17 protein-coding genes are annotated in these 16,992 nt (G+C 58.1%); 1 reads left to right on the top strand and 16 read right to left on the bottom strand.

Annotated elements, in window-relative coordinates; all coding sequences use genetic code 11:
* Nucleotides 1-89: 89 nt before the first annotated feature.
* From COHPA_RS0121710 to gpr, 13 genes are all read right to left on the bottom strand, one after another.
* On the bottom strand, nt 90-2,030 hold the full coding sequence (locus tag COHPA_RS0121710; protein WP_027088252.1) for an endonuclease MutS2: 1,941 nt from the start codon (nt 2,028-2,030) through the stop codon (nt 90-92).
* A 501-nt stretch (nt 2,031-2,531) separates the two neighbouring features.
* A complete protein-coding gene (locus tag COHPA_RS0121705) occupies nt 2,532-3,806 on the bottom strand; it encodes an MFS transporter (RefSeq protein WP_027088251.1) in 1,275 nt (424 codons plus the stop codon).
* Nucleotides 3,803-4,435, bottom strand: coding sequence for a nitroreductase family protein (locus COHPA_RS0121700; RefSeq protein WP_027088250.1), 633 nt, complete (start codon nt 4,433-4,435; stop codon nt 3,803-3,805). The genes COHPA_RS0121705 and COHPA_RS0121700 overlap by 4 nt, the downstream gene beginning before the upstream one ends.
* 17 nt (nt 4,436-4,452) lie before the next feature.
* Entirely contained in the window at nt 4,453-4,644 is a 192-nt protein-coding gene (locus COHPA_RS0121695; RefSeq protein WP_027088249.1) for a hypothetical protein, read from the bottom strand.
* Between the two features lie 13 nt (nt 4,645-4,657).
* Nucleotides 4,658-5,686, bottom strand: a complete 1,029-nt coding sequence (locus COHPA_RS0121690) for an ABC transporter substrate-binding protein (protein ID WP_027088248.1) — start codon at nt 5,684-5,686, stop codon at nt 4,658-4,660.
* Between the two features lie 46 nt (nt 5,687-5,732).
* Nucleotides 5,733-6,065, bottom strand: a complete 333-nt coding sequence (locus COHPA_RS0121685) for a 4Fe-4S dicluster domain-containing protein (RefSeq protein WP_027088247.1) — start codon at nt 6,063-6,065, stop codon at nt 5,733-5,735.
* Entirely contained in the window at nt 6,065-7,693 is a 1,629-nt protein-coding gene (locus COHPA_RS0121680; protein ID WP_027088246.1) for an FAD-dependent oxidoreductase, read from the bottom strand. The genes COHPA_RS0121685 and COHPA_RS0121680 overlap by 1 nt, the downstream gene beginning before the upstream one ends.
* Before the next feature lie 35 nt (nt 7,694-7,728).
* Nucleotides 7,729-8,571 carry an ABC transporter permease gene (locus COHPA_RS0121675; protein ID WP_425393719.1) on the bottom strand — a complete coding sequence of 281 codons (843 nt, stop codon included), beginning with the start codon at nt 8,569-8,571 and terminating at the stop codon, nt 7,729-7,731.
* Nucleotides 8,572-8,633: 62 nt separating this feature from the next.
* Complete coding sequence (locus COHPA_RS0121670; protein ID WP_027088244.1) at nt 8,634-9,449, bottom strand: ABC transporter permease; 816 nt, start codon at nt 9,447-9,449, stop codon at nt 8,634-8,636.
* A gap of 18 nt (nt 9,450-9,467) precedes the next feature.
* Nucleotides 9,468-10,244, bottom strand: a complete 777-nt coding sequence (locus COHPA_RS0121665) for an ABC transporter ATP-binding protein (protein WP_027088243.1) — start codon at nt 10,242-10,244, stop codon at nt 9,468-9,470.
* 172 nt (nt 10,245-10,416) lie between these two features.
* A complete protein-coding gene (locus COHPA_RS0121660; RefSeq protein WP_027088242.1) occupies nt 10,417-10,818 on the bottom strand; it encodes a hypothetical protein in 402 nt (133 codons plus the stop codon).
* A gap of 18 nt (nt 10,819-10,836) precedes the next feature.
* On the bottom strand, nt 10,837-12,063 hold the full coding sequence (locus tag COHPA_RS0121655; RefSeq protein ID WP_027088241.1) for a stage II sporulation protein P: 1,227 nt from the start codon (nt 12,061-12,063) through the stop codon (nt 10,837-10,839).
* Nucleotides 12,064-12,282: 219 nt separating this feature from the next.
* Nucleotides 12,283-13,281, bottom strand: a complete 999-nt coding sequence (gene gpr / locus COHPA_RS0121645) for a GPR endopeptidase (RefSeq protein WP_027088240.1) — start codon at nt 13,279-13,281, stop codon at nt 12,283-12,285.
* Nucleotides 13,282-13,445: 164 nt separating this feature from the next.
* On the opposite strand from gpr, the gene rpsT reads away from it, so the two are divergent.
* The gene (gene rpsT, locus COHPA_RS0121640; protein WP_027088239.1) at nt 13,446-13,718 is read left to right on the top strand and encodes a 30S ribosomal protein S20; all 273 of its coding nucleotides are present in this window, start codon (nt 13,446-13,448) and stop codon (nt 13,716-13,718) included.
* A 326-nt stretch (nt 13,719-14,044) separates the two neighbouring features.
* Here the strand turns inward: rpsT and holA are convergent, their stop codons facing one another.
* From holA to COHPA_RS0121625, 3 genes are all read right to left on the bottom strand, one after another.
* A complete protein-coding gene (gene holA / locus COHPA_RS0121635; protein ID WP_027088238.1) occupies nt 14,045-15,076 on the bottom strand; it encodes a DNA polymerase III subunit delta in 1,032 nt (343 codons plus the stop codon).
* A gap of 237 nt (nt 15,077-15,313) precedes the next feature.
* Entirely contained in the window at nt 15,314-16,333 is a 1,020-nt protein-coding gene (locus COHPA_RS0121630) for an anti-sigma factor family protein (RefSeq protein WP_027088237.1), read from the bottom strand.
* Nucleotides 16,330-16,878, bottom strand: coding sequence for an RNA polymerase sigma factor (locus COHPA_RS0121625; protein WP_027088236.1), 549 nt, complete (start codon nt 16,876-16,878; stop codon nt 16,330-16,332). The genes COHPA_RS0121630 and COHPA_RS0121625 overlap by 4 nt, the downstream gene beginning before the upstream one ends.
* Nucleotides 16,879-16,992: the final 114 nt, after the last annotated feature.

Here is a 16,992-nt window from a genome sequence, read left to right as displayed (position 1 = left end):
AATACCCTCCAGCCGGTTCCATGCGTCGCTTGAACTATCACTTCATTATAACAGCGCCGGACGGATGCATCAATGAATGGATGCCTTGGTTATTTTTCCGGCTGAGATTCGATCGATAGTCCGTCTACGTGGCGTTTGTTCATCAGCTTTCGCTTCTTGCGATTTTCCACGGTGTCGAACACGATGTCCATGTCGTAATCTTGCCCGGGATACAGTTGCTTGCGCTCGATGTATCGGCGGACGCGCTTATGGTTAATGACGATTTTCTCCTTCTGGATTTGGATCGTCACGTTGCCGCGTTCGTCAGGCAGCCGGTAGATGACGCCGGTCCGCTTCAGATGCGGGACGAAGACGACGTCGCCAACTTCCCAATCCGGCTGGACGGAGGCAGGCTGTTGCACGGCATGGCGGGCTTGCTGCGCGTTCGCCTTCTTCGGTTGCGCTTCTTCTAACTGAGCGACGGGGATAACGGCGCGTTGGCCGGCATGATCGCCGTTGCCCGCCTTAATACTCTCGGCAATGACGCGCGCCCGCTCGACGATCTGCCGCGGAATGCCGAGCTTCGCGGCGATAACGAACGCGTAGCTGTTGCCTGCTTCGCCCATGTCCAGCCGGTAGAGCGGACGCAGCGTCTCTTCGTCGAACGCCATGCGGGCGTTGCGGAATCCCGGGGTCACGCGGGCATATTCCTTGATCTCGTTGAAATGGGTCGTCGCCATCAGCGCGGCGCCGCGGCGATACAGCTCTTCCAGGACGGCAATGGACAAACCCACGCCTTCTCCGGGGTCCGTGCCTGTCGCCAGCTCGTCGAGCAGGACGAGCGTCTTGTTGCCGGCGTGCCCGAGAATATCGATGACGTTGCGAAGATGCGACGAGAACGTGCTGAGCGAGGCGTCCAAGCTCTGATCGTCCCCGATATCGACCTCGATCGAACGGAATATCGCCAGATTGCTCCCTTCCGCCGCCGGAATGAGCAATCCGGACTGGGCCATCAGCGTAAGCAGCCCGACCGTCTTCAACGCGACGGTCTTGCCGCCCGTGTTCGGGCCGGTAATGAGCAGCGCCCGGTAGTCTCCGCCGAGCATGACGTTCAGCGGCACCGGAGCGGCGGACAATAGCGGGTGCCGGGCTTCCCGCAGATCGATCAGCCGGTCTTCGTTCACCTTCGGCGCGATGCCGCCGATCGCGAGGCCCCACTTCGCTTTCGCGAATAGACAATCGTAGTGGCCCACCGTCTCCATATTAATGCCAAGCTCATGCGCGTATCCTTCCGCGGCGCCCGTAAGCTGCGCCAAGATGAGCGCTTCCTCGCGCGTCTCCTCGGACTTCAGCGCGCTAAGCTCGTATTGAAGACCCGCGACTTCAGACGGCTCCACGAATACGGTCTGCCCGCTGGCGGATTCATCGAGCACCGTGCCCGGCACCCGTTTGCGGAATTCCTTCTTCACCGGCAGCACGTACCGACCGTTCCGCTGGCTAACGAGCCGCTCTTGCAGAATGTCGGACAGGCGCGATAGCATTCCGTCCAGCCGTTTATGCAGCCGTTCCTCGGCGACGCGAATCTTCTTGCGCGCTTTATGCAAGTTGCCGCTGGCCGTATCCGCGATCCGCCCTCGGTCGACGCATTGCTCGATCTGCTCGCGAAGCGGCTTCAGGTCGTGCATGGCATAGACGTAAGAGGCGACGGACGGCGCCTCCGTCTTCTTGGAAGCCATATACTGCTTCAACTGCTCGCAGCTGCGCGCGAATTGGGCAAGATGCCCGAAATCTTGCTCCGATAAAACATACCCGGTGCCGAGCAGCGCCATGATCGTCTCCATTCCTTCAAGCGACGGCAGCGGCGCGCTCGCGCCTTTGGCCAGCAGACTGCGGGCTTCTTCCGCTTCGGCCAGCTTTCGGGCGATGACCGGCATGCTGTCGCTCGGCTCCAGCTTCTCGATCTGCTCGCGTCCTAAATAGGTCGTCGCATAAGTCCGTAAAATATCGATAACGCGGTTATATTCTAATTTGTTCAACGCGTGTGGTCTCAAGGGGAGAGCCTCCTGTCAGTTGGTTGGTGTGTCCTCTGGGAAATAACAACGATTAGCAGTTATTTATCCCGCTGTTGCTGGTTTGCCTAGAAATAACAACCAGTTGAAGTTATTTCAGCCCAGATGCCTAATGGCCGCGTTGCTTCGCCCCAATAGCGATCGATTTGTTGGTATTCGCGCTTCAACCTTATTTTCGATGCGAAATAACTGTCGATTTGCCGTTATTGGCTCTGACGAAGCGTAACGCCCCGGCGCAAACTCCGCGAAGACGCAAAAAAGCCGTGCCCGAACGGACACGGCTAACATTCCTAAGATACGCCCGCAGGCGAGGAATTGTACCGGGTTCTTCACTGGCATCCGACCGCGCCTCATGAATACGGCGAAACAGGCCTTCGGTAGAAGGCGATTCGACTCGCATGGCATTGGCACAGCTTATTGGATTATCAGTTCAGAACCAAGACCAACATAAATTCGTTCCCCTTAACGGTTGAAGTAACTTCATCATAGTAGATGGGCCGCGGGTTCGTCAAGCGGCTCCCGCCTGCCGCTGCCGCGGAACGCATATACGACCGCCGCCCCAAGCGCCAACGCCAGCGCGCCGCAGCTTATGAACGCGACGTCGACGCCGTACTTGTCGGCCGTCCAGCCCGTGAACAAATTGCCGAACGGCGTGCTTCCGGCGAATACGAGCGTGTACACGCTCATGACTCTCGCGCGGTATTCGTCGGCTGCGGACATCTGCAGCAAGGAGTTGCTGTTCGTCGATATCGCGATGTTCAGAAAGCCGCACGCGAGCAGCAACGCGCCGGCCGCCGCAGGAGTACGCGCGAACGCCAGCAACGCGAGGCTGATCGGGACGATCAAGCTCAGCGAGATCGTCAGCTTCAGCTTCGGTCCGCTTCGGCTCCTCATGCCGATCGTCAGAGCGCCGATCAGCGACCCGACGCCTAGGCATGACATGAGAACTCCGTACGTCGCTTCTCCCGCTCCGAGAACTTCCTTGGTCAATACGGGGACGAGCACGTTGAAGTTGAAGCCCAGCGTCCCGACGATCGCGACGAACAGCACCGTCTGCGCCAGCCGCGCGTTCGAACGGATGTACGATAATCCGTCGCGGATTTCGCCCCATACGGTCGTGCCGGCGCGAGCCGCTCTGATGAACGGGGACAGCTTCAACTGCCTGAGCGTAAACAAGACGAAGATGAACGTCATCCCGTTGAGGGCATAGCACCAGCCCACCCCGACGGTGGCCATAAGGAGCGCGCCGATCGAGGGCCCGACGATCCGGGCGAGATTGAACGTCATGGAATTAAGCGCTACCGCGTTCATGAGATCGTCGCGGCCGACCAACTCGATGTTCATCGATTGTCGCGTCGGCATGTCGAACGTATTGGATACGCCCAGCAGAAAAGCCATGACGAGGATGTGCTCGAACCGAATCGCGCCGGAGAAGACGAGCGCCGCGGTCGTGAAGGCAAGCGTCATCGCGACCGTCTGCGTGACCATTAGAATCGCCCGCTTCGGAAATTTATCGACGAGCACTCCCGCGAACAACGACAGAACGGTTAACGGCAGGAATTGCGCCAGCCCCAGCATGCCGAGCAGCAGCGGCGACTTCGTGAGCGAGAGAACGAGCCAGGCTTGGCAGATGTTCTGCACCCACGTGCCGATCAAGGAAACGCACTGCCCCAGCCAGAACGTACGATAGTTCCGGTGAGTCAGCGCGTGAAAATAAGTATGGACGAACTTGGTCGTCCGATCCGCGTATACGGTCATCGCCGCGCGGCGGTCGGTACGGGCAGCAAGCTATCGCGCGCGGAACGTCGGCCGTTCGGCTTCTCCCTCTCGCGCAGCGCTTCCGGCAATGAAACCGCATCTCCGCGATAGCCGAGCGCGATGACCGCGTGCAATTCAATCGCGTCCGGCGTACCCAGCGCTTCTCTCGCCTTGTCGCGGTCGTATCCGCCTACGGCGCGCGTCGACAATCCGACGAGCTGCGCTTGCAATGCGAGAATCCCCCACGCCGCTCCCGCGTCGAATGCGTGCGCGCCGTTCGGCCCGCCGTCTTCCTTCAGCTTCTCCGATGCGATCAGAATCAGGACCGGAGCACCGTCCGTCCATAGTCTGTTGTTCGGCTTGATGAAGGAACGGAACGTCTCATGCTCCTCCGGCGTACGCGCCACGTAGAACCTCCAAGGCTGCTGGTTGCTGGAGGAAGGAGCCCAGCGGGCGGCTTCCAGCACGGTCGCCAGCAGCTCTTCCGGCACCGGACGCGGTTCGTAGGCTCTAGGCGACCAACGGTTTAATATAAGCGGGTGAACGGGGGCGTTCGCCTCGCGAGCGTTCGCGACTTCTTCCGTATAACGGACCGGCAGCTCCCAATCTTGCGTCTGTATCGTACTCATGACGATTCCCTCCGATTCTATTGGGCAGCGAACACTCTCCGCAAAAACCGGAGCGAGTGCTCGAATGCTTCTTCCAAATGCTTCGTGAAGCCTTCGTACGGGTGCTTCGCTCCGAACGTGTGGTCGGCGCCGGGAATACACGCGACCGAATGGTCGGGATAAGCTTCCTCCAGCCCGAAACTCTCTATAGCAAGCGCATGCGATGCCAACCCGTATCCCTCCTTATTTCACGATCCATTCGCTGATTTGGAAATCCGACGTGGCGAGCTTCTCTTCCACGAGGAAACCTTTCGTGCCTTCCAGCAGCTTCAATCCGTCGTCCGTGAACGGCGCGTCTTTGTTCTGCGAAAGCGGCGACACCTTCTTCACGAGCTCCGGCGTCGTGTTGTTCACTTGCGCCAGAAATTCGTAATACTCATCCTCATGCTGCTTCGCGTCCTCCAACGCCTTTAGGCGCGCCTCGTTCCATATTCGCGGGAAATCCGGGAACTTCTCGAGATACGGCTCGGAGACGACCGTCGTGCTCGTTCCGAGCAGCTCGGGATGCTTCGAGGAATCGTCCAGGAGCGGGAAACCCTGGTCGATCAGCTTCAAGGACGGGACGCCGGAATTCGTCATGGCGTCGACTTCGCCGCGCGCGAGCGCCGCTTCCCCGTCAGGACGGAGCATATGGACGTACTTCACGTCCTTGATGCCTTCCGAATTCAACAAACCGACGATATAACGATGCATATAGGAGCCTTTCTGGATCGCGATCGTCTTCCCTTCCAAGTCCTTGAGCGTCTTCGGACCGTCCTTCTTGCCGATCAAATAACCAATGAGATCCGTTACTTGTTGCGTGATAATGCGGGTTTTGGCGCCCGATGAACGCGCGAGAATCGCCGGCGTGTCGCCTAAGCTGCCGAAATCGAGACGCCCGCTGATGAGCGCTTCGGTCTGGTCCGGACCGTTCGGGAATCCGACCGTGGCGACTTCGGTAATGCCGTATGGCTTCAACTCTTCCTGGATAATGCCTTTATAGAGCCCCCAGCCTTCCGCGCCGCCGGGCAGGTTGAGCTTGTTCGCGCCGATGTATCCGTAAGTTAGCGTCTTCGGCACGTTCGCGTAAGGCGAATCCGAAGCGGCGGCGGCCGCGGGCGAAGTCTCGCCGTTGTCTTTCTTGCCGCAAGCCTGAACGGCGATCAACGCGATAACGGCGATAACGATCAAGCTTGTATGTCGTAAATGATGGCTGAACCTTTGTCTTGTCATGTCGGATGACTCCTCTCAACTATGAAACCGCAATGCTATTGCATCGTTACAATGACGTTTTGACCGCGAGCTGGTACATGTATTCGTGCTTCGACACCGGCGTGCGTCCGGGTCCCCAGCCGACTTTCTCCCGATAACCGCCGAGCAAGCCGCTGCTTTCCAGCTCTTCCTCGCTCACGGGTAACGGAGTCTCGGAGTCCGGAGCGACGTACAGGGCATCGACCGGGCAATACAGCTCGCACATGAAACACGTCTGGCAATCGCTCTGGCGGGCGATGACCGGAATGCCGTCTTCGACTTTCTCGAACACGTTCGTCGGGCAGACGTTCACGCATTGATTGCAGGAAATGCATTTCTCTTGGCTGAGCAGCTCAATCATTAATGCGCACCCTCCTTCAGCGCCGCGATCGGTTCGGCGACTTCCACCTTGCGGACGCGAATATCGTCCAGACCGCCGGCTACAAGACGGTAACGCTGAGCGGCATCCATCTTCGGATAGTCTTCCCGCTTGTGCATGCCCCGCGTCTCGGTGCGCGCTTGGGCGGAGCGATACATCCAACGCGCGGTTGCGGTCATGGCTGCCGTCTCCCTTGCCTTCACGCCTTCCGCATCGCGAGTCGATACGGAACCGCGAATGTCTTTCCACAGATCGTCGAGTCGATCGAGCGACTGGGAGAGCCCCTCATCCGTACGGAACAAGTTACGATCGTAAGGAGCCACCTCATCCCTGACCGCTTGAATCCGCTCCTGCGTCCGCGACGCGGTCAGCGCCTCCGGCGTTCCCGTCTTCCGATGGGTCAACGTCGTGGACGACAAGCCTCTCAGCTTGCGCGTCTCGTTCCTCTCGCCGAGCTTCTTCACGTAATTCGCCGCGCCGCCGCCCGCGAACGAACCCGAGGACATCGCCCATGCGGCATTGTGGCTGCCTCCGCCGGTGAAACCGCCGCAGATGAATTCGCGCGTCGCCGCGTCGCCGGCCGCGTACAGCCCCGGCACGATCGTCGCGCAGCTCTCGTCGATGACGTGAATGCCGCCGGTTCCGCGCACGGTACCTTCAAGACGAAGCGTAACCGGGAACTTATCGGTGAACGGATTAATGCCGAGCCGGTCGAACGGCAGGAAGAAATTCGTCTGGCCGACACGCAGCAGGCGATGGATATCTTCCGGCGCCTGGTCGAGCCGCGCGTACACCTGTCTGCCTTGAAGCAGGTTGCGGGCGATCACCGACCTCCCGCGAGTCGAACCGGCCCCCTCTACGACCGTTCCGTCTTCATAATAGAACGAAGCATAGCGATAGTAGGCCGTTTTCGTAACCGACGAGAACGTCGGCGAGATGGCGTACGCGTTCGAGAACTCCATGCCCGACAGCTCCGCTCCCGCTTCCGCGGCGAACAAGTAACCGTCGCCCGTGAGCACGTTCGTGCCGAGCGCCTTGCTCAGGAACGCGCAGCCTCCCGTCGCGATGATGACCGCGCCTGCCCGCACCGTCCACGTCCCTCCGGCTTGCAGCCGTACGCCCGTAGCGCCTCCGACGCCGTGTTCGTCCGCAAGCAGCTCTACGGCGGGGCTATGATCGAGAATTTTGACGCCCGCTTTGTGGACGAGCTTGCGCATGAGCTTCATGTACTCGGGACCTTGCAACCCCCGTTTGTACGGCGTGCCCGAGTCGTCGAGCGGGAACGGATACCCCCAGGCCGCTAGCTTGTTCATATTCTCATAGGTCCGATCAAGCACCTGGTCCATCCAACGGGATTCCGCGAGATGTCCGCCGAGCGTATACCGGCTCCCCTTCGCTTCCTCGCGAAGCTTCTCTTCCGGCTTGACGTACCAGACTCCCGTGCCTGATGGCGCCGTCGCGCCGCTCGAACCGCAATAACCTTTGTCTACGAGCACGACTTTCGCCCCGTTCCCCGCCGCCGTAAGCGCCGCCCATGTACCTGCCGGGCCTCCTCCGATGACGAGCACGTCGGTATCCAATACCAAATCGTTCAGTTGTTGTACGCTCATTCGCCAATCCTCCTAATCTATCTATTAAGTTGATGTTACCCTTCAAAGCTCTCGCGCCAATGCAGCAGTTTCCGCTCCAGCAATCGCACGAAGGAATCGACCAGCTTGCCGACGATGGCGAAGATGATGACGCCGACGAAAATATCTTCCGTGGCGGACGTCTGCTTCCCGAGATTGATCAGGAATCCGACGCCGGACTGCGAGCCGATCAACTCCGCGACGACGAGACCGATCCAAGAAAGCGCGAGTGACAGCCGAACGCCGAGCAGAATGCCGGGCAAAGCCGCAGGCAGCACGAGTCTGAACAACAGCTTCGCGCGACCGAACGCGAGCACCTTCGCCACGTCGAACAGCTTGTTGTCGACGTTGCGTATGGCCACGAAAGTGTTCACGTACAGCGGGAAAAAGGCGCCTAGCGCGATAATGACGATTTTCGACTGTTCCCCGAAACCGAACCAAAGCAGCACGAGAGGGGCGATAGCGAGATGGGGAACCGTCCTCAGCATTTGCAAGCTCGGGTCGAGTACGTACTCCGCTTTGCGGGACAATCCCGACAACAGTCCGAGCAGCAATCCGACGCTGCCTCCGACTACGAATCCGATCAGCGCGCGCCAGACGCTGATCCCTAAGTGATGGAACAGCTCTCCCGACGAGATGAGAGAGCCGAAAGCGTCGGCGATGACGTCCGGCGCCGGAAAAAACAGCGGATTCGTCCACCCTCTCTCCGCCGCCCATTGCCACAACGCGACGATCAGGACGGGCAGCGCGGCCCCGATCGCCGTATCGATGACGATCGACTTCCACCCGGAAGCCGGCTTCTTGACTATTGCCTGGATCGAACCCGTCCGGGTGTCCCCGATCGGCGGCGCGGGAGGCACCGCGGCCGGCGGCAGCCGAAGTTCCGCTTGTTCGATGCTCATGATCATTCCCTCCTTCTCGGTTATCCCTTATAGGTGTCTTGCCAACGAAGCCATCTTCTCTCGAGCATACGGACAAGCGAATCCGTCAGCTTCCCGACGATCGCGAATACCGCGATGCCGACGAATACGACCGGGGTCTTCGTGAATTGCCTGGCGTCCGACATCAAATAGCCGATTCCGGACGTGGAAGCCATCAGCTCCGCCACGACCAATCCGAGCCACGCGACGCCTAGCGATATCCGTATGCCCAGCAGCACGTTAGGCAACGATGCAGGCAGCACGAGCCTGATGATTTGCTTGAAGCGGCCGAAAGAGAGGACGCGCGACACGTCGAACAGCTTGCGGTCCACCGACCGGATGCCCAAGTACGTATTGATGTAGAGCGGGAAGAAAGCGCCTTTGGCGATAAGCAGAATCTTGGACTCTTCCCCGATGCCGAACCACAGCACGAACAGAGGCGCCAGCGCGAGCGACGGCACCATGCGCAGCATCTGGACGGTCGGGTCGAGCGCCTTCTCCGTGCTTCGGAACAAGCCTACGGCTACGCCCAGCAGAAGTCCCAATCCTCCGCCGAGCGCGAACCCGAGAGCGGCCCGCGTCAAGCTGATCTGCAAGTGCGTCCACAGCTCTCCCGAGGCGCTTAGATCGACGAATGCTTCCGCGATCGTAAGCGGGGTCGGATACAGCATCGTGGATATATACCCGAGATCGCCGAGCGCTTGCCATACGGCTAACAAAGCGACCGGCAACAGCGAGCCCAACGCGAGAATGACCCGGCGTTTCGGCGCCCCCGCGGCGGGTCCGGCTATCCCGGCCGTTTCGGCTTGTCGGCTCATGAACCATACCCCCTTTCGTTATAAGCCGGCACGATCGACGTACTCGGTTTCCTCGAGACGCTCGAATTCGTCCAGCACCTTCAACCGGAGCGATTGAAAGCTCGTCGTGGCCTTCTTGCGCGGGTACGGCAACGTTACCGGCACAATGCCGCGAATGCTGCCCGGACGCGGTTTCAAGATCACGATCCGGTTCGCGAGGAATATCGCTTCGTCGATGTCGTGGGTGACGAAGATCATCGTCGTCCGGTTATGCTGCCAGATGTCGAGCAGCACCTCTTGCATGTGCGCCCTCGTAAAGGCATCGAGAGCGCCGAACGGCTCGTCGAGCAGCAGTACTTTCGGATTGCGGAGCAGCGCCCTGGCGATCGCGACCCGCTGCGCCATGCCCCCCGACAGCTCGCGCGGATACGCCTTTTCGAAGCCTTGCAGCTTGACGAGTTCGATTAAAGAATCGACCTTCTTCCGTACTTCGGGATTTCTGAGCGACAGATCCGCGGCGATGTTCTTCTCGACGGTCAGCCAAGGGAACAGCCTCGGCTCCTGGAAAATAAACCCTTTATCGATTCCAGGTCCCGCAACCTCCTTGTCGCTTAGCTTGACGCTTCCTTCGTAGGCTAGGTCCAAGCCGGCGACGATCTTGAGCAGCGTGCTTTTCCCGCAGCCGCTCGGGCCGATCACGGTAATGAACTCCCCCTCTTGTACCTTCAGATCGATGCCGCTTAGCGCGGTCACGACCGTCTTCGGCGTCTGGAACGATTTGTTCAACCGTTCGATTTCCAGCACAGGCACGCTCATCGTCCTTCATCCTTTCATGCCCCTTAAACGCAAAAGAGACTTTCCAACTACCCGTCAAAGGTAGGGAAAGTCTCCATGCGAATGGTGGACTGCATTCAATTCCGATAATTCTAGTAAGCTTTCTTGGATATGAGATTAACACACGCATCTTCTGTTGTCAACAAGTGGATTTCTAACCTGTTACTTTATCGAACAACGATACGACGAATTTAATTCCGCCCTTCGAAATTCCGTGCAACGCTTCGGCCGTCGCGCCGGAGACGCGGTCGACGAGCGGTTTATGATCGTTGCGGGGAACGTCGTACAACTCGGCGTCCCAATCGTTGTATTGCTCTTCGTCCAGCAGCTTGCCCGGATCGGTCGTCCTCGGGGACGACGGCTTTTGCTCGGCGGGCTCGCGAGTCGGCAACACCCACTCGTCCGCCGCTTCGACATCCGACAGAGAGTCGTCACGGGCGTTTACGACTTTACCGTTCACGTTCTCGATTCCCCTGGACGACAGCTCCATGCCGTATAAAACCGCGAACGCGACGATTGCCGCCAGCATGGCCAGCTTGAACGTATCCCGACGCATATCGATTCCTCCTTCGCTTTATTGCGCAGCGTTAGCCTTCACCGCGTCTTGTTCATCCCAATATTGTTCCGCGATGACTTCCGCCAGCGCATCCGCCGTGCGGTAGCATTCTTCGAGCGTATTGTCGACGCCGCCGATCTCGATCAGCACGCTTTCCGGGGCGACCGATTGATTGTATTCCCCGTTGCCGTTCGCCGCCGTCTTGCCCCACACGCCGCGCGACAAACCCGGGTACTTGTCCTCCAGCTTTTCGTGAAGCTTGTTGGCGAACGCTTCGTTCTCGCGCCAATTCGGGTTCCGGTGGCCGATAATGAAATACACTTGCGCGTAATCCTTGCCTTTAATCGTGGCCGTCGTCTTGGAACGCCGCTGCGAATCTCTATGGAGATCGAAAAAGAAAGTGAGCTTATCGTTGCGGGCAAGCGCTTGTTTAACCGTCTGCAACGAATACTTGTACGAATAATTCCAGTTGTAGCCTTTGACCGAAGAGGAATAATCTTTGTTCGAATGCGTGCTTCCGACGCCTTCCTTCTCTAGCTGCCGTGCCAGCCGTTTGCCTACGAGCGTTACGTTGACCGTACCGGAGTTCGGGTCTTTCGTGCCGGACTTCAGCTCCGGATAGTAAGATTCCCGATTATGCGAATGGTAGATGAATACGACCTTCCTGCCGTTAGTCGTTTGCTCGTCCGTCTCGTCTCCGGGCGAAAGCTCTTCGGGCGTCGCGGACGGCTGCGAAGGTTCGGGCTCTACCGAAGCCGTCGGCTCCGTCTGCAATTCCTCGGAAGGTTGCGTCCCGGTTCCTTCGATCGGGCTATGGTCCTCCGGCGCCTCCGGTTCTCCCGCCCCAGGGCGAAGCAATACGGAATGGTCTCGATCCATGCCCGGCATCTCTTGGGCGATGAGGCTTTGCGGGTCGCCAGGATCAATGCCTGTAACGAAGCGAAGCAGGAACGCCGCCAGCTTGTCCGCCTGCAGCGGGGAGCCGTCGTCATCCGCCTCCATGTTCGGAAGCTCCATGCTAAGCAGCGATTGAAACACTTGTCTAGGCAACGATGCCGCAAGCCCTTGCATCGATTGAACGGGAGAAGCCGAAATATGCTTTTGCAGCATGCCCCCTAATCCCAGCAGAATGAACAGAATCATCGAACAGAGGCTAAGTACGATAAAGGCTTTGCCCGTAATGAGTACCCGCCGCCATCTCGCTCGTAAATGCGCCCAATTCATCTCCACGACGACTCGTTTCATCGGTTTACCTCCCGGGCGCGTCTAGCGGATGCGCCCTCTATCTCTAGGAATAGTCTCTTAATGCATCCTATGAGAGAAAGTAGACTGATAGAACGAATGCGGATAGAAGTCGGCTGCAAGAACGATGATCATTATTGCCTTCCGGAGAGCCTGCCAAACGGCGAGTTCGGCATGCACAAAGGCCGCTCTTCGGCGGAAGAGCGGCTCTGCCTTTAGGCTTCAGTGCGTATAAGCGGCTACGTTATCGGTGTCAACGGCCTCGTGGAGGGCGGCGTTCAACCCGCTTGCGATCACGTTCGCGATATCCTCCATGAACTTATCGATCTCCTTCGGCGTAACGAGCAGATCGTGCCCGACCGGTTGAAGGACCTCCTTAACCAATTGCAGCCTTTCATTCGTCTCCAATTCACCGAGCGTACCGAACATCTGCCCTGCATTCGGAGAGTGCTTCTTCATGTGTTCCACCATCAATTCGATCGTGCTGCCCACGATCGTCGAAGCATAGACGACCGTCGGCACGCCGATTCCGATAACCGGGACGCCGAGAATATCTTTGGTAAGCCCTTTGCGCTTATTGCCGATGCCCGATCCCGGATGAATGCCCGTATCGGCGATCTGAACCGTCGTGTTCACCCTTTCGAGCGCCTTGGAGGCAAGCGCGTCGATCGCAATGACGAGATCCGGCTTCGCCTTCTCTACGATGCCTTGAATAATATCGCTAGACTCGATTCCCGTCGTGCCGAGCACTCCCGGCGCTATCGCGCTGACCGGCCGGTAACCGGGACTGACCTGATCCGGCATGAGCTCGAAAAACTGCCGCGTCACCATGACGTTCTCTACGACAAGCGGCCCTAACGAATCCGGCGTCACGTTGCGGTTGCCCAGCCCGACGATAAGCACGCTCCCCATTCGGTCGAACCCGATCCGCGTCAAGAACGCTTCGAATTCCTGCGCGAACGTCGTCGCGATCCGATCTTGAAGATCGGTGTCGCCTTGACGCATGCCGGGCACGTCAAGCGTAACGTAATGACCGATCATTTTGCCGATTCGTCTGGATCCTTCATCGGTCTGAATGTGCATCCTGCTGACGATCACTTCGCCTTGCTCCACTTTCTCGGACCATACGCCGGGAATGTCCGCGCCTTCCTGCGACGCGAGCTCCTTCGCCTCGATCGCGAGGTCCGTTCGAATGTCGTATAAAGCCAAATCTTTGTCCATCTGGAGTGTGGATCCCCTTTCTTATGCGGGTCGTAAACTTGTAAGGGGCATACGGGATCATCCGGCATGCTGGCGGGACATATACCTTGCTATTTACCCCCCTCCATGATAGAATGTTACAAGTTGTGTGGAGAAATACTTCTGTTTTTCAGGAGGTGAAAAGAATGCCGAACATCAAATCCGCTATCAAACGCACGAAAACGAACGAAGCTCGCCGTCTGCGCAATGCTTCGCAGAAGTCCGCACTGCGTACGGCCGTTAAACTTGCCGATCAAGCAGTAGTCGGAACGGACGTTGCTGCTGCTAAAGCGGCGCTGGTCGCGGCTCAGAAGAAGTTGGATAAAGCGGTAACGAAAGGGCTCGTTCACAAGAACGCAGCCGCCCGCAAAAAATCCCGTCTGGCCAAAAAATTGAACGCATTGTCCGCGCAAGCGTAAGCTTGTGCCTGATGCATATGGGTTAACCGCTCTCTTTCGGATACGGTTAGCCGACGAAAAAGCCATCCTCTCGGGGATGGCTTTTTGCATGGAAATCGCTCGGACATACTCATGCCCGTAGCATAGATGTCAAATAACAATCATCTGCAGTTAAACTCGGTCGGATCGTATGTCAGTGTATTATTAACACATATAGGTAGTTATTTAGCAACTCCGACATGAGAATGACCACGTTGTATAATAATAACTGCAAATCGTTGGTATTCATTGCTCATTGAAGCCTATTGCCTAAAATAACTGCGAATGGTTGTTACTTGGACGAGCGGTTAACTCGCGCCGGCGGAACTCGTCTTGAGCAGGAAGAGCTCGAGCCCGAGCGTCTTGTCGATTTGGCCGGTCTTCATCGCGTAATCGAGGTCCGCGAGCTCCGAGAGCAGCGTCGCCAGTCGCTCCAGGCTGAACTTGCGGGCCTGCTCCGCGGTGATCTTAACCGCATAAGGATGCAGCCCGAGTTGTCCGGCCATCTGCTGCGGCGAATAGCCTTGGCCGGCAAGCTCCTTGACATGCAGCATGTTGCGGAATTGCCGCACCATGAGAGCCATCAGCTTTATCGGCTCTTCGCGCTGCCGGAGGAGATCGTAGTATAGGGCGATTGCCGGGCCCGTTCTGAGCGCGGCAAGCTCTTCGGTTAATCGGAACACGTTCTGTTCCGTGGCGACCATGACAAGCTCGTTCACGGCTTCGAGCGTAATGGTGCCTTCCGCTCCCGCATGCAGAATGAGCTTGTCCATCTCCGCCGCAAGCGAATGCATGTCGGTGCCGACGCGCCTGAGCAGTTCCTCTCCGGCGTCCTTCGCCAGCGTTCTGCCGCGGCTGGTCGCGCGTTTGTGAATCCATTGCGCGAGTTCTTCGGCCGACAAAGGCGTGAACGGAATGACGAAGTCTGCGGCCTTGGCCGCTTTGACGAGTTTCTTGCGTTCGTCCAGCTTCTCGTGCGGGACGAGGAATACGAGCACGGTCGTCTCAGACGGCTGCTCGAGATACGCCAGCAGCCGTTCGGGACGGTGCTCGACTTTGCTCGATTCTTTCCCCGATGCGAACAATACGCTGTCGCGCACGAGCACGACCTTGCTCGGGACGAGGAACGGCAGCGTCTCCGCTTCTTCGAGAATCGCATCGACCGGCGACTCGCCCGTATCGAACCGGACGAGCGCCATCTCCCGATGCTCCGGCTCCACGAGCTTCTCGACGAGCCGCTCGATAAATTCGTTCATTAAATAGGATTCCGTTCCGAAGCATATGTATACGGGCGCGACTTGGCCCTGTTTGATCATGCGAAAAGCTTGTTTGGCATCCATCCTGCATGCTCCTTCTTCGCTTGCGTGATACGTTGAGTTAGTTCCTTAACCCACAATAACACAACAAAGAGATCACGCCTACCATTCGGCATGATCCCTTTGTTCTCGGACATCTATATCAACGTTCGCCGGCCGGTCCATGGTACCGTGCGCGAACGACCGTGACGCCGTCCGATCGAACGAACGTCAACTCTCTCCGTATACTATACGCTGGAGGTGCGGGATAGGTGACTCGTCTTAAGGCGTAAATTCCCGTATTTCGTCCGCGTTATAGGCAAGATTCTTCTTATTGCCCTGCTCATCGATCCAAGTATACGTCAGCTGTTCGCTCTCCGGTTCCCATGCGAGGCCCGTGAGCGAGCCCGCGCGGTGCTCGGACTCGAATACTAAGCTGTCGTCCTTCGTCGCGTAGATCCGGAGCGTTCCGTCGCCTTCGTACGCGACGGCGCGCCACAGGCCGTCGGGAGAGACGAGCGCCGTTACCTGGGCGGTTAAACCGTTGATCGAATTTACATCCGAGGTTTTCGACTTGGTCTCTTCATCGGAGCCGATGGACGGAGTCACGAACGCGTTGGCTCCGTACTGATCGCCCACCTCGACGCTATTGATGCCGGGCTCCGCGATCGATGCCGCGCTGCCGTTATCGATCGCCTGCTCCGATGCCGCCGGGGCTTCTTGGGCTGCGCCGCCCGCCACCGAGTCCGGCGCTATCTTCGCGGACGAGCTCCGCTCGGATACGCCCGCTTCGGGCGCCGCTGCCGGGGCCTCGCCGTCTTCCATCGTGGCTGCGTATTCCGGAGCCTTCACGCTGAATGCCGCGTTTCCGAATTCTCCCGGCGCCGCCGCGTCATTATCGCTATGGTCGTTAGACAATTGAAGCTGCTGAGAGATCAACAACAGGCCCGCAACGATGCCGGCAGCCACGATCCCCGACCATCTGCGCAGCAGACGCCCCCGCGGACGTTCGGAACGCAACCGTGGAACGACGGCCTTCGTATCGGTCTTGTCTTCCGCCGATTCGCTCAGCCGTTCCGATTCAAGCCGAACCAACTGAGGTAAGATCGCGTCGACGATGCTGAACTTCGGCTCGACTCGAGGCAATAGCGATAAATCATCAGATAGCCGCTGAAGTCGCTCCAGCATAACGGCGCACTCCGGGCATCCGCCGACATGAGCCGTCATGAGCGCGGTTTCCTGTTGATCCAAATCCCCATCCACATGACGCTGCATGAGTTCCATCACCTCTTGGCAATTCATCCCCGGACACCACCTTTCTGATAATCATGGAGTAAAGTTTGCAGTTGTTGCCTAGCCCGGAACAAGTACGACTTGACCGTATTGAGCGGCAGATCGAGCGAGTCCGCGATTTCGTTGTACGAAAAATCCTGCAAGTAACGGAGCACGACGACGCTGCGATGATGCTCAGGCAGCTTGCCGATCGCTTCGCGAATTTCTTCTGCCGCGTAGGCCGTCAGCACCTCGGTTTCTACGTTGTCCCTCGACTCGAACACCAATTCATGCTCGTCGATCGATACGGACGGACGCTTGCGCCGAAATTTATCTATGCAAATATTCGTAACGATTTTCTGGACCCATGTCCGAAACTGGGCTTTTTCTTCGTACGTGTTGATTTTCGTATAAATCCGTATAAGCGCTTCTTGCGCCGCATCCATCGCGTCCTGCTCGTGGTTCAGCAAGTAATACGCCGTGCGGTAAACATGATTCTCGATTTCGCGAAGCAGCGCCACGAGAGCTTCCCGATCTCCCGCTTGCGCGGATTTGATGAGAGCCGGCTCGATCACGAAGATCCACCTCCCATGCACCCTCTCAGACGCGGATGTCCGCCGAAAGGTTGCAACGTTGTTATTAGAAAGATTAGACAAACGATTCTATCATCCATAGTTCAGTCTAGCAAA

It is taken from the genome of Cohnella panacarvi Gsoil 349 (assembly GCF_000515335.1).
Classification (GTDB): domain Bacteria; phylum Bacillota; class Bacilli; order Paenibacillales; family Paenibacillaceae; genus Cohnella; species Cohnella panacarvi.
Note: the sequence above shows the minus strand (reverse complement) of the source record. Positions and strands in the feature narration are given on the sequence as shown.

Coding starts and splice junctions, on each gene's coding strand:
- COHPA_RS0121680 (WP_027088246.1), bottom strand. CDS start 7,693: ATGAGCGTACAACAACTGAACGATTTGGTATTGGATACCGACGTGCTC.
- COHPA_RS0121670 (WP_027088244.1), bottom strand. CDS start 9,449: ATGAGCCGACAAGCCGAAACGGCCGGGATAGCCGGACCCGCCGCGGGG.
- holA (WP_027088238.1), bottom strand. CDS start 15,076: ATGGATGCCAAACAAGCTTTTCGCATGATCAAACAGGGCCAAGTCGCG.
- COHPA_RS0121630 (WP_027088237.1), bottom strand. CDS start 16,333: ATGAATTGCCAAGAGGTGATGGAACTCATGCAGCGTCATGTGGATGGG.
- COHPA_RS0121665 (WP_027088243.1), bottom strand. CDS start 10,244: ATGAGCGTGCCTGTGCTGGAAATCGAACGGTTGAACAAATCGTTCCAG.
- gpr (WP_027088240.1), bottom strand. CDS start 13,281: ATGGACAAAGATTTGGCTTTATACGACATTCGAACGGACCTCGCGATC.
- COHPA_RS0121705 (WP_027088251.1), bottom strand. CDS start 3,806: ATGACCGTATACGCGGATCGGACGACCAAGTTCGTCCATACTTATTTT.
- COHPA_RS0121660 (WP_027088242.1), bottom strand. CDS start 10,818: ATGCGTCGGGATACGTTCAAGCTGGCCATGCTGGCGGCAATCGTCGCG.
- COHPA_RS0121700 (WP_027088250.1), bottom strand. CDS start 4,435: ATGAGTACGATACAGACGCAAGATTGGGAGCTGCCGGTCCGTTATACG.
- rpsT (WP_027088239.1), top strand. CDS start 13,446: ATGCCGAACATCAAATCCGCTATCAAACGCACGAAAACGAACGAAGCT.
- COHPA_RS0121690 (WP_027088248.1), bottom strand. CDS start 5,686: ATGACAAGACAAAGGTTCAGCCATCATTTACGACATACAAGCTTGATC.
- COHPA_RS0121655 (WP_027088241.1), bottom strand. CDS start 12,063: ATGAAACGAGTCGTCGTGGAGATGAATTGGGCGCATTTACGAGCGAGA.
- COHPA_RS0121685 (WP_027088247.1), bottom strand. CDS start 6,065: ATGATTGAGCTGCTCAGCCAAGAGAAATGCATTTCCTGCAATCAATGC.